Origin of the sequence: Actinoplanes cyaneus, assembly GCF_016862095.1 — a bacterium.
GTDB lineage: Bacteria > Actinomycetota > Actinomycetes > Mycobacteriales > Micromonosporaceae > Actinoplanes > Actinoplanes cyaneus.
This window is the reverse complement of the sequence record NZ_BOMH01000061.1, coordinates 65,140-76,828: the sequence shown is the minus strand read 5'-3', so window position 1 is coordinate 76,828 and position 11,689 is coordinate 65,140. Positions and strand designations below refer to the sequence as shown.

11 protein-coding genes are annotated in these 11,689 nt (G+C 70.6%); 7 read left to right on the top strand and 4 right to left on the bottom strand.

Annotated elements, in window-relative coordinates; translation table 11 throughout:
- Positions 1–40 precede the first annotated feature (40 nt).
- Entirely contained in the window at positions 41–1,264 is a 1,224-nt protein-coding gene (locus Acy02nite_RS36310; protein ID WP_203751879.1) for a lamin tail domain-containing protein, read from the top strand.
- A gap of 77 nt (positions 1,265–1,341) precedes the next feature.
- On the opposite strand, the gene Acy02nite_RS36305 is transcribed toward Acy02nite_RS36310, so the two are convergent.
- Positions 1,342–1,965 carry a thymidine kinase gene (locus Acy02nite_RS36305; RefSeq protein ID WP_239175501.1) on the bottom strand — a complete coding sequence of 208 codons (624 nt, stop codon included), beginning with the start codon at positions 1,963–1,965 and terminating at the stop codon, positions 1,342–1,344.
- A gap of 402 nt (positions 1,966–2,367) precedes the next feature.
- Positions 2,368–3,822 carry an NAD(P)/FAD-dependent oxidoreductase gene (locus Acy02nite_RS36300; RefSeq protein WP_239175500.1) on the bottom strand — a complete coding sequence of 485 codons (1,455 nt, stop codon included), beginning with the start codon at positions 3,820–3,822 and terminating at the stop codon, positions 2,368–2,370.
- Between the two features lie 331 nt (positions 3,823–4,153).
- Here Acy02nite_RS36300 and Acy02nite_RS36295 point away from each other — a divergent pair, with 331 nt between their 5' ends.
- Positions 4,154–4,495, top strand: coding sequence for an L-rhamnose mutarotase (locus tag Acy02nite_RS36295; RefSeq protein ID WP_203751877.1), 342 nt, complete (start codon positions 4,154–4,156; stop codon positions 4,493–4,495).
- Positions 4,496–4,529: 34 nt separating this feature from the next.
- Here Acy02nite_RS36295 and Acy02nite_RS36290 read toward each other — a convergent pair whose 3' ends face one another.
- A complete protein-coding gene (locus Acy02nite_RS36290; protein WP_203751874.1) occupies positions 4,530–5,114 on the bottom strand; it encodes a TetR/AcrR family transcriptional regulator in 585 nt (194 codons plus the stop codon).
- Positions 5,115–5,245: 131 nt separating this feature from the next.
- On the opposite strand from Acy02nite_RS36290, the gene Acy02nite_RS36285 reads away from it, so the two are divergent.
- From Acy02nite_RS36285 to lexA, 5 genes are all read left to right on the top strand, one after another.
- Positions 5,246–6,310, top strand: a complete 1,065-nt coding sequence (locus tag Acy02nite_RS36285; protein WP_203751872.1) for a hypothetical protein — start codon at positions 5,246–5,248, stop codon at positions 6,308–6,310.
- Positions 6,307–7,197 carry a hypothetical protein gene (locus Acy02nite_RS36280; RefSeq protein WP_203751870.1) on the top strand — a complete coding sequence of 297 codons (891 nt, stop codon included), beginning with the start codon at positions 6,307–6,309 and terminating at the stop codon, positions 7,195–7,197. The genes Acy02nite_RS36285 and Acy02nite_RS36280 overlap by 4 nt, the downstream gene beginning before the upstream one ends.
- A 1-nt stretch (position 7,198) precedes the next feature.
- Positions 7,199–7,846 (top strand): hypothetical protein, encoded by a 648-nt coding sequence (locus Acy02nite_RS36275; RefSeq protein ID WP_203751868.1) that lies wholly within the window; start codon positions 7,199–7,201, stop codon positions 7,844–7,846.
- Positions 7,843–9,045: a hypothetical protein gene (locus tag Acy02nite_RS36270; RefSeq protein WP_203751866.1), complete on the top strand. Its 1,203-nt coding sequence runs from the start codon at positions 7,843–7,845 to the stop codon at positions 9,043–9,045. Before Acy02nite_RS36275 ends, Acy02nite_RS36270 begins: the two co-directional genes overlap by 4 nt.
- A gap of 167 nt (positions 9,046–9,212) precedes the next feature.
- A complete protein-coding gene (gene lexA / locus Acy02nite_RS36265; protein WP_203751864.1) occupies positions 9,213–9,893 on the top strand; it encodes a transcriptional repressor LexA in 681 nt (226 codons plus the stop codon).
- Positions 9,894–10,148: 255 nt separating this feature from the next.
- Here lexA and rhaI read toward each other — a convergent pair whose 3' ends face one another.
- A complete protein-coding gene (rhaI, locus tag Acy02nite_RS36260) occupies positions 10,149–11,318 on the bottom strand; it encodes an L-rhamnose isomerase (protein WP_203751861.1) in 1,170 nt (389 codons plus the stop codon).
- Positions 11,319–11,689 lie beyond the last annotated feature (371 nt).

Below are 11,689 nucleotides of genomic sequence, written 5' to 3'. Positions count from 1 at the left end.
CCGCCTCAGGCGGTGACCGAGATGTGCCGATCGTGAGGGCATGCTGCGCCGACTCGTTGCGCTCGCCGCCTCCATCGCGCTGACCGCCGCCGTGATGCCGGCGCCCGCGGCCGCGGCGACCGTCGCCTGCCGGCCCGGCACCGGAAGCCCGCGCTGCACGGTGTGGACCGGCAAGGTCGACTGGGTGCCGGACGGGGACACGCTGATGGTCCGCGTAGGCCGGGCCGCCGCCCGGTCCGTCCGGCTGATCGGCGTGCAGGCCATGGAACAGCACCGATACTCGCCGAACCCGGCACGGCGCCGCGGTGAATGCCACGCGCTGGAGGCCACCGCCCGGGTGGAGCAGCTGGTCAAGGCCGCGAACGGCGTGGTACGGCTGACCGCGCAACACGCGAGCAGCAGCAGTCGCGGACGGCCGCTGCGGTCGATCGCCGTGCGGATCGGCGGGCGATGGGTGGACCTCGGCTCCGACCTGGTGCAACGAGGGCATGCGCTGGCGCTGGCGTTCCCCGGGGAGGGCGCGTGGGACCAGGCCTACGCGCGGGCGGCGGCGGAAGCGGCGCCGCGGCGGAAAGGCCTGTGGGACGACGACGCCTGCGGGACCGGGCCGGCGTCCGGCGCGAAGCTGACCGTGTGGGCCAACCCCGACGCGGCCGGCGGCGACCTCGACGACGAGTGGGTGCGGGTCGGGAACACCGGACCCCGTGCCGTGGACCTGAGCGGGTGGTGGGTACGGGACTCGGGGCTGCGGCGGTACACGTTCGCGCGGGGAACGGTCGTGCCGGCGGGCGGGCGGATCTACGTGCACGTCGGCAGGGGGCGGGACAGCGCGACCCACAAGCACTGGGGGCTGGACGCGCAGATCCTCACCAACACCGACCCGGCGCACCCCGGGGCGGGCGACGGCGCGTACCTCTTCGATCCGCAAGGTGACCTGCGGCGATCGTTCGTCTACCCGTGCCTGGTGCGGTGCGGGAGCCCGCTCACCGGCACGGTCGAACTGAAGGTCAAGTACGGCGGGATCGAGAAGGTCACCCTGACCGGCATCGGCGGATCACCGGTGAACCTGCAGGGACACGTCATGGTCGGCGGACGGTATCGGCATCGCTTCGACGAGCCGACGATCCTGCGGCCCGGTGAGACGATCGACGTGCCGCTGGCCGGTGGGCGGGCGGTGCTCGACGACGCCGGTGGTGAGGTGCGGCTGGTGACCGCCGACATGTGGACCGTGGCGTGCCGGTGGTGGGGCACCGGCACCTGCTGACCGGCCGGTCTCCCCTCGGCGGGCCCGGCAGCGGTTATGCGGAGCCGGGCTCTGGTCACGCGCGGGCCTGTCTCTGGTTACGCGGGGCCGGGCTCGCCGTTGCGCCAGTGACGGCGGCACAGCACCCGGTAGGACACCGCGGACGTCTCCGACGTGTCGCCGACCGCGACCTGCTCACCGGCCCGCGCCACCTGGCCGTCGACGATCCGCGCGTTCTGCCGGCCGGGACGACCGCACCAGCAGGTCACCTCCACCTGCAACGGCGTGATCACGTCGGCCAGCTCGACCAGGCGCTGCGCGCCCGGGAACAGCCGGGACAGGAAGTCAGTCGTGATGGCGTAGCAGTCGATGTCGACGGCCAGCTCGTCCGCGGCCCAGGCCAGCTGCTCCACCTGCTCCGGAGTGAGGAACTGTGCCTCGTCGGCGATCACGAAACCCCCGGTCGGCACCCGGTCGACGACCAGGGCGGCCAGATCCATCCCCGTGGTGACCTCGATCGCGTCGGCGGTCACCCCGAGCCGTGACGACATGATTCCCTCGCCGGCCCTGTCCTGGCTGGTCAGTAACACGCCGGGGCGGCCGGCCTGGCGGCGGTTGAACGCATTCTGCAGAGCGAGAGTGCTCTTGCCCGAGCCCATCCGGCCGGTGAACAGGGTGAGGGTCCCGAAGACCGGGGCCAGTGCCGGCTGCCGTAGGGCCATCACGGTCGCGGCGGAGACCGGTATCAATCGGGGCCTTCTCTCTTCGGCAGCGCTGGCGCCCACTGATCCGGGTTTCCCGGCCGGGGCCGGTACACGCTACCTAATGATCGAACGCCAGGTTACCGCCGGTCGACGGTCAGGTTCGAGACACCCGACGCGAGATCGATGCCGGATCGGTCGGCCGCGGTGCTCCATCCGGAGAGCGCGAACCCCGTTCTACCAGCAATTCCCGATCCACGTACGCCGTCGAAGGTCATGGAGCCGGTGCCGCCGGCGCCCCCACGGTGAGCTGAACCTTAGGGTGACCGTCAGTGATCGGAACGATGCTATGTGCGCCAGGCGGGGCAAGTGGCCGGCGCAGGTGCCGCTTTCCTGCGCCGGCCGACCGCCTGGTCCGCGTGATCACTCCCGGACGCTGAGCGGCTCCCGCTCCGGCGTGGCGGTTGCCGGCTGCTTCTCGGCCGGGGCGGCGTTGTCGAGCAGCTCCTTCTTGTGGGCCGTGACCGCCTCGGCGCGCTCCCTCTCGAAGGGGTCGCCATAGGCTCGGATCGCCCGGCGAGCGAACGCCTGCTGCTGCGTGGCCACCCGCTCGGACCGCCCGCGGCCGATGAAGCTGACCGCCCAGTGCAGCACCGCCGTCACCCGGTTCTTGAAGCCGACCAGGTAGAACAGGTGCACAGCGACCCACACCACCCAGGCCAGGAAGCCGGACAGGTGCACCTTGCCGATGCTGGCCACCGCGGAGAACCGGGAGATCGTCGCGAGGCTGCCCTTGTCGAAGTACTTGAAGGGCTGCCCGGTCTCCTTCCCGCTGAGCCGCCGCTTGATCTGGTCGGCGGCGTGCCGGCCGCTCTGGATGGCGACCTGCGCCACCCCGGGCAACGGCTTGCCGTCCTCACCGGCCAGGTTCATCATGTCGCCGAGCACGAAGATCTCGGGGTGCCCGGGCAGCGTGGTGTCCTTCTCCACGAACACCCGGCCGGCCCGGTCGGTCTTCGCTCCGGCGGCCTCGGCCAGCTTGCGGGCCAGCGGCGGAGCGGCGACACCGGCCGCCCAGACCTTGGTGATCGACGGGATGGTGTGCCGGCCGTTCGCGTCCTCGACCTCGATGCCGGTCGAGTCGACCCCGACGACCTTGGTGTTCAGCTTGACCTCGACACCCAGTTTCTCCAGCTGGCGCTGGGCGCCGGCGGAGAGGTGGTCGCCGAACGTGTTGAGCACCGCCCCGATCGCGTCGACCAGGATGATCCGCGCCTTGCGGGGGTCGATGTGCTTGTACTGCCCCGGCAGGGTGCGGTGGGCCAGCTCGGCGATCTGGCCGGCCAGCTCGGTGCCGGTCGGGCCGGCGCCGACGACGACGAAGGTCAGCCACCGCTGGATCGTCTCCGGGTCGGTGTGCAGATCGGCGACCTCGAACGCGCCGAAGATCCGGGCACGCAGCTCGAGCGCGTCATCGATGCTCTTCATGCCGGGCGCGTGATCGGCGAACTGGTCATTGCCGAAGTACGACTGGGAGGCGCCCGCCGCCACGATGAGCGTGTCGTACTCCACGGTGTAGTCGATGCCCGGGCCGGAGACGGCGACGACCTTCTTCTCGATGTCGATGTCCGACACCCAGCCGAGCCGGACGTCGACGTTGTCCTGGTTCTTCAGCACCTCGCGGATCGGCGGAGCGATCTCACCCTCGGACAGGATGCCGGTCGCCACCTGGTAGAGCAGCGGCTGGAAGAGGTGGTACGCCGTACCGTTGATGAGGGTGATGTCCACCGGAGCCTTGCGCAGTGCCTTGATCGCGAAGAGTCCACCGAAACCGGCCCCCACCACGACCACGCGTTGGCGGCGACTTGCTTGAGTCATTGCCTGCTCCCGTCCCAGTCTGTCCGCTTAGTACAGCGCACCTCGGCATACCCGTATGCCGTGAAAATGACCACTCACGTGCGGATTCTCACCAGGGGCCCCGAACAACACCGTGCGCTTCCGACGCTGAGCACCCGCTGAGCCGCCCCGCCCAGGCGAGCATCGACGCTGGTGACGACGCCGCGCGGGCCGCGGAGGCAGCCGAGTGCACAACGATCCGAGGCGCGACCCGGTGTCACCGCCGTGGCGGGTCGGGAGTGCGGCGGGCCTGCGAGTCGAGTCGATGTGCAGGACTGTTCCACGCCACCTGCCGACTGATACGTTTCACAGAGTGACCCACGTCTGCTTCACGCTCCAGGTCGACCCTGCCAAGCTGGACGCCTACCGCGAGGCGCACGCCGCCGTCTGGCCGGACATGCTGCGGGCGCTGCACGAGACCGGCTGGCGGAACTACCGGCTGTTCCTGCGCCCGGACGGCCTGCTGGTCGGCACTCTGGAGACCGACGACTTCGCGGCCACGCAGGAGGCGATGGCCCGCACCGAGGTCAACGGCCGCTGGCAGGCCGCGATGGCCGGCTTCTTCCCCGCCCTCGGTGAGCTGCGCCCCGACGAGGGCATGCTGGTCCTCGACCAGGTCTTCCACCTCGAGGAACAACTGGCCCATCTCGCCTGATTCGCGGCCTCGGGTGGGCGACGTCGAGGGGCGGTCATGCCAGCAGGTGGCACCAGGAATCGGTGAGCGACCGGAGGGTGGTGTCGCGGTCGAGTGTCCAGCCGTTCCGTAACCACCGCCGGGCCACGAACTCGAACTGGCCGAACGCCAGCACGCAGCGGACGTTCCGGCTCGCCGTGTCGAATCGGCCGGCCCGGTCCAGTCCTTCCTGCATGGCGCCGGTGGTCGCCGTGAACCAGGTTTCCAGCGCCGCGGCGATCTCCGGCTCGATGGCCGCGGCCTGGTATGCCGCGACCAGGTAGGAGCGGATGGACGTCCACTGGTCGAACTTCCGGTCGATCCACTGCTCGATCAGCGCCCGGTCGCCGCGTTCGACCACCTCGGCCAGCGGCGGGTCGTCGGCGCCGGTGAGAATGTCGGCGACGTCCGTGATCAGGGCCTGCATCAGCTGCGATTTCGACGCGAAGTGCAGGTAGAACGTGGTGCGGGTGGTGCCGGCCGCGGCCGCGATCTCGTCGATCGTGGTGGAGGCGTACCCCTTGTCGTGGAAGAGCGTCAGCCCGTGATCCAGAAGCAGCCGCCTGGTCATCAGCTTCTGGGTTGCCCGCAGGTTCGCCACGGCAGCCACCCTATCGGCCGTGATCATGCGTACCGCGTCGAGCCGTTGTCCACAGGGTCCGGAATCTGATCGATCCATGTAACAAGAGCGATGTAGGTTACGGTCGCCTGGTTTCGAACGGAGGAGGAGACGTGACGACGTCCGTGGAACGGCCACAGCCGGCCGAGGCGACGCCGGCCGTCGCCGCGTTCACCGCGCGCGAGCGGTGGGTGCTGTTGGTGGCGAGCGCCTGGCTGGTGATCGGCCTGCAGCTCGACGCGTATGCGCATGCGACCACGCCCGAGCTGGAGACCTTCTGGACACCGTGGCACGGGGTGCTCTACTCGGGCATCGCGGCGTCCGGCTTCACCCTGCTCTGGATCATGCGATCGCGGCTTCCGGCGATCCCGACGTACCGGACCCTGATCGCCCTGCCCAACGCCCTGCGGATCCCGCTGCTCGGCATGGCGTCGCTGCTGGTCGGCGGGGGTATGGACACGCTCTGGCACAACATCTTCGGGATCGAGAAGAACCTGGAGATCTTCGTCAGCCCGAGCCACGAGCTGATCATCCTGGGCATGGTGCTGGTCGCGATGGGCCCGGCGCTGATGACCGCCACCGTGCCCGGCCGCAAGCTGAGCGCGGGCGGGGCGTGGCTGGTCGGCATCTCCGCGCTCTTCGCCGTGCTGCCGCTGCACATCTACTCGCTGCACGCCAGCGCGCTGGGCTTCCGCCACCTCGGTTCCGGCGTCGACGTGCCGAATGTGTTCTCCACCGACGGTCAGCTCGTCCACGGGTACCTGTTCAGCACGGTTCTGCTGCTCGTCCCGATCCTGATGATCGGCCGCCGCTGGCCGCTGCCGATCGGCCTGCCGACCGCTCTGGTCTCCGTTCCCGCGCTGCTCATGCACCTGATGTTCGACTCCGAGGGGCCGTGGTGGCCGCAGCTCACCGTGGCGATCGCCGCGCCGGTCGTCGAGCTCGTGCTGCGCCTGGGGAACCGTCTGATGACGTGGCCGGTCACCGGCCGCTGGGTCACGCTCGGCCTGATCGCGCCGCCGGCCGTCTGGGGCGCGGTGCTGCTCGTCGGTCAGCTCCAGACCGGGTCCGTCGGGTGGAACATCCACATGGTCAGCGGCCTGCTGACCCTCACCGCGCTGACCGGCGCGGGGACGGTGCTGGTGACCCGCAGCATCCAGTTCCTGCAGTCCGAATGAGACGGTGGCACGTGGTCCGGCGGCTGGCGACGTTGGCGCTGGTCGCCGGGGCGATCGTGCTCGGTTCCGGCGCTCCGGCGTCGGCGCACGCCGGTGGGCTCGTCGCGACCGACGCGCGCAGCAGGGTAACGGCGATCACACCGGAGATCCCGGGCCTCACCGTGATCGCGATCGAGGACGGCGCGAAGCTGCGCCTCACAAACCGGACGGGCCGCCCGGTCACGATCAGCGGCATCAACCGGACAGTTGCCCCCGGCGAGACGCTGACCTGGGCAGATTCAAGGTCGACACCCGAGAACAAGGAGATCGATTCCGGGCGTACGGCGGAGTGGGAGCTCTCGCTCGACGCCGGCGGCACCGCCGTCACCGTCAGCGGCGTGCTCACCGGCGAGCGCCCGCCGGAGCCGTTGCCCTGGTGGGGGCTGGCTATCGTGGCGGCCGTGGCCATTCCCGTGATCGCCCGGCGCCTGCACCGTGCCGACCTGCTGCTCTCCGCGGCCGGTCTCGTGGCGATGGCCGCGTCGGTCGCGCACGTCACCGGGTCCACGCTCGCCGTCGAGTCCGCGCCGGTCGCCGGCACGTTCCTCAACGCCGCCGGGATCAACCTGCTGAGCTGGCCACTGATGCTGGGCGGCGCCTGGGTCGCGCTGCGCGGCAGGCCGGCCGGGCTGCTCGCCGTCTGCGCGGGGGCGGCGCTGACCGCGGTGTTCGTGCTGCCGGACGTGACGTCGTTCCACCGGGCGGTGCTCCCGTTCGCCGGGCCGGCCGCTCTGGAGCGGATCCTCGTCGTGCTGGCGCTGGGCCTCGGCGCGGGAGTGGCGATCGCCGGCGCCTCCGTGCTGCGCACCCTGGCGCAGCGGGCGGCCGTCGCCGAGGAGGGGGTGTGAGGTGCTGATCGCTCTGTTGCTGCTGGTGTCGTCGGCGTTCCTGACCCTGCCGGCGCTGATCGGGGTGAAAACGCTGGTGCTGGCGCCCAGCCTGGTCTCGCTCCCGTCGCTGTTCGCGGCGTTCGTGCTGCTGGTGTCGTCGGCGTCGATCGCGATCTTCCTGCAGCTGGCGGTCCTGTCGCTGGCCCGTTGGCAGGCGCGGCGGCCTGCCTCGCCCAGCTCTCCCGAACCGATCCCGTCAATGGTGGCCGTGCCCGTGGCTCCCGCCGGTGGCGCGGGGAGGCGGTTGGTGCCGTTCCTGCTGGCCGCGCTCGCGCTGCTGCCCGGGTGCACCCAGGCGCCGGCGGCGCAGGCCGCGGCCCCGGCCGCGTGCGGTTCGGCGGCGCCCGATCAGGTCGTCGCGAACGCCGCTCTGCAGGACGGGAAGGCCTCCCCGGCGCCGCACCGGGTGAGCGTGCCCCTCGGCAGTCAGGTGCGGCTCGGCGTCTCGGCCGACACCGCGGCGCAGATCCACGTGCACGGTTACGACCTGGAGTACCAGGTGCAGCCCGGCCAGCCGATGTGCGTCGTCTTCGTGGCCTCGCAGGCCGGGCTCTTCGACGTCGAGGCCCACCCGGACACGCTGCTCCTCCAGCTCGAGGTGAAGTGAGCCTGCTCGCTCACGGTGTCGGCAACTCCTCCGATCTGCCGCTGCCCCTCGATCTGGTGTTGCAGGCCGGCGCCGCGACAGTGGTGTTGTCCTTCCTGATCGCGGCGGTGCTGTGGACCAGGCCGCGGTTGAGCGGTGGCACGGCCCGTTTCGTGCGGACGGGCGGCTGGATCGCCGTACCGCAAGCAATCGTCCTGGGTCTTTGTCTCTATCTGACCGGGAATGCGCTGGCCGGGCCGCGGGACGCGACGAACCCGGCGGCGCACGCGCTGTTCGTGTGGCTGTGGGTCGGCCTGGTGCCGCTCAGTGTGATCTTCGGGCCGGTGTGGCGGGCGGTGAATCCGCTGCGGACGCTGTTCCGGCTGTTGCGGCTTCCGCGGGCCGGGCTGCGACCACGTGCCGGCTCGGGCGCGTGGCCCGCGGTGCTCTGGTTGCTCGCGTTCGTGTGGTTCGAGCTCGTGGCGCCGCATCGGACCGATCCGCTGGTGATCGGTCTCGGTCTGCTGGGGTATGCGATCGCGCAACTCGGGTCGGCCGTTCTCCGGGGCGAGGAGTGGTTCGCCCGGGGTGACTGCTTCGAGGTGTACTCGTCGCTAGCCGGCCGCCTCAGTCCCGTGCGCTGGCGCCGGCCGCTGAGGGGGCTGGCGGCGCCGTTCGCGGTCTCACCGGCGTCGCTGGCCGCCTTCGTGGCGGTGTGGTGGGGTTCGACGGTCTTCGACAGCGCGTCCGGGTCGCCGGCGTGGGCCGGGTTCGTGCAGCGGGCCGGGCATGCGCCGCTCTATGCCACCGCCGCGCTGGTGCTGATCTGCGCCGGGGTGCTGCTCGCGGTGCGCGGGACCGCGGGACGCCTGGACGTGACGGCCTCGCTGATCCCGATCGCGGTGGGGTACGCGCTGGCGCACTACCTGTCGCTGCTGATCGTGGAGGCGCCGCGCGGGTTCCTCCTGCTCGTGCAGGAGTGGGGACTGGCGCCGGGCGTGGCCTGGAACGTCATGCCGATCCCGTCCGTGATCGCGACCGCGCAGGTCACGCTGATCCTTGTCGGACACGTCCTCGGAGTGATCGTCGCGCACGACGCGGCTCTGGCCTCCGCTGAGCGACCCAGGCCTCTGCTGGCCACGCTGGCTGACGAGTTCCCGCTGGTGCTGTTCATGATCGGCTGCACCTGGGCGGGTCTGTTCCTGCTCTTCGTCCGCTGACTCCCGGGCCGCGTGAGGCCGCTGACTCGGTAGGGGACGAGCCGGGTGTCCGGGACTGCGCCGGGTGCTTGTGGAGCAGGTGCGGACGGGCGGTGATCGGATCACCCGAACGTGCGGTTCCGGTCACGATTCGTACATCTGATCTAATCATGGGGTAGGGTGCGGACATGAGCGTCGATGCCGGTGACGACGAATCGCAGCCACGGATAGCCGCCAAGCAGCAGATAACCGCCAAGCAGCAGCGCATTCTCGCGGTGATCCGCGACTCGGTGCGGGAGCGGGGCTTCCCGCCGACCGTGCGGGAGATCGGGGCCGCGGTCGGGCTGGTCTCGCCGTCGTCGGTGGCGCACCACCTGAAGGTGCTGGAGCGACACGGGTTGCTCCGCCGCCAGCCGCACGGTTCCCGGGCCGTCGACGTCCGCGAGCCGCACGGTGCGCGTTCCGCGGGTGTCCGTGAGCCGGCCTCGTCCGACCCGGTGGTGACGATCCCGGTGCTCGGCGACATCGCGGCCGGTGCTCCGATCCTCGCCGACGAGCACGTGCGTGATCAGCTGACCGTCTCCACCGGCATGGTCGGTCACGGGACGCTGTTCGCCCTCAACGTCAAGGGCGACTCCATGATCGATGCCGCCATCTGCGACGGGGACGTGGTGGTCGTCCGCCAGCAACCGGTCGCGGAGAACGGGGAGATCGTCGCCGCCATGATCGACGGCGAGGCGACGGTGAAGACGCTGCGGCTGCGGGGCAAGCACGTCGAGCTGGTCCCGCAGAACCCGGCATATCAGGTGATCCCCGGCGACAACGCCACCATCCTCGGCAAGGTCGTCTCGGTGATCCGCCGCCTCTGATCAGCCGGCCGCGAAGTGATCCCGGCTCCGGCCCGCGCCGCGACCCGCGCTTGCCGGCTGGTGCTCACGGTGGTCATTCCCGCCTCATGACCACCGTGAGCACCAGCCAGAGCCGCGAGTCGCGGCACTGCCGGCTGCGGCGTTGAGCTCGCGCTGCTGTCAGTTGTGGCACCGGGCTGCCGCGCCGGGTTGTGGATGAGGGCTGGGCGGGCCGGCGCGGACGGTGCGCCGGGGATGGGGTGCGGGAGACTGTGGTCAGGCGCCCCAGCCGGCCTGCTCGCCCCCGACCCGCTCGGTGGCGATCTTCTCCTGGTAACCCGACCGGCGGTAGGCGGCGATCGGGTCCGGGTCGAGACCGTTCTCGGCGCGCAGGCCGGCCAGCAGCGGGCGTACGTCGGAGTTGAACGCGTCCATCAGCGCCGCGTTCGCCGCCAGGACGTCGCCCGAGCGCTGGGCCTCGCCGAGCGCGTCCCGGTCCACGAGCAGCGCCTTCGCCGTCGCCTCCTGGACGTTGAGCACCGAGCGGATGATCGCCGGGATCTTCGCCTCGATGTTGTGGCACTGGTCGAGCATGAAGTTGATGCCGTAGGCCGGGTCGAGCGCGTCGCCACGGACGATCTCGTACATGATCCGGAACAGCTGGAACGGATCCGCGGCGCCCGCCATCAGGTCGTCGTCGGCGTAGAAGCGCGAGTTGAAGTCGAACGCGCCGAGCTTCCCCTGCCGCAGCAGGAACGCGACGATGAACTCGATGTTGGTGCCGGGCGCGTGGTGGCCGGTGTCGATCACCACCTGGGCTTTCGGGCCGAGCTCGAGGCAGTGCGCGTACGCGGTGCCCCAGTCGGGCAGATCCGTCGTGTAGAAGGCCGGCTCGAACAGCTTGTACTCGACGAGCATGCGCTGGTTGTCTCCGAGCCGGTCGTAGACCTCGCGCAGCGCCGTGGCGAGGCGGTCCTGCCGGGCGCGGATGTCGTCCTGACCGGGGTAGTTCGTGCCGTCGGAGAACCACAGTTTGAGGTCGCGCGAGCCGGTCGCGTCCATCACGTCGACGCACTGCAGCAGGTGATCGGTGGCTTTGCGGCGCACCCGCGGGTCGGGGTTGGTGACCGAGCCGAGCTTGTAGTCCTCGTCCTGGAACACGTTGGAGTTGACGGCGCCGAGCGTGACGCCCTGCTCCTGGGCGTGTTCGGCGAGCTTGGTGAAGTCGTCGACCCGGTCCCACGGGATGTGCAGGGAGACGGTCGGGGCGATCCCGGTCAGGCGGTGCACCACGGCGGCGTCGGCGATCTTCTCGTACGGGTCGCGGGGGACGCCGGGCTGCGGGAAGACCTTGAACCGGGTGCCGGAGTTCGCGTACGCCCAGGAGGGGGTTTCGATGCGCTGGGCGCGCAGCGTCTCCTTGATCTGGTCCAGGGAGAGGCTCATCGGGCGGTCCCGCTTTCTTCGGTGATGAAACGTTTCAGACATTATCCAGGCTACGGAGGTCGCTGGTTGCTCGTCAACAGTTGAAACGATCCGGCACGTTCGAGGCCGGCGTTGCGGTGCGGGGGGCTGCCTGTGCGACGTTGCGGACAGTAGGCTCGCCGGGTGACCCCACTTCACGCCGCCGCCGCTGCGTTCGCGGCATGGGTCACACCCGATCTGCCGCTCTACGGCCTCGACCACGATCGGGCCGACTTCGCTCCCTGAGCCGCTCGCCGGCCGGTTCTCCCCGCTCGGAACTCCGCGATTCCTCGGCGTCGCGACGCTCGAGCAGGTGCGGAATCGGCTCACGCGTGCGACCCGTCCCGCCCGGA

Coding starts and splice junctions, on each gene's coding strand:
- Acy02nite_RS36310 (WP_203751879.1), top strand. CDS start 41: ATGCTGCGCCGACTCGTTGCGCTCGCCGCCTCCATCGCGCTGACCGCC.
- Acy02nite_RS36305 (WP_239175501.1), bottom strand. CDS start 1,965: ATGGCCCTACGGCAGCCGGCACTGGCCCCGGTCTTCGGGACCCTCACC.
- Acy02nite_RS36300 (WP_239175500.1), bottom strand. CDS start 3,822: ATGACTCAAGCAAGTCGCCGCCAACGCGTGGTCGTGGTGGGGGCCGGT.
- Acy02nite_RS36280 (WP_203751870.1), top strand. CDS start 6,307: ATGAGACGGTGGCACGTGGTCCGGCGGCTGGCGACGTTGGCGCTGGTC.
- lexA (WP_203751864.1), top strand. CDS start 9,213: ATGAGCGTCGATGCCGGTGACGACGAATCGCAGCCACGGATAGCCGCC.
- rhaI (WP_203751861.1), bottom strand. CDS start 11,318: ATGAGCCTCTCCCTGGACCAGATCAAGGAGACGCTGCGCGCCCAGCGC.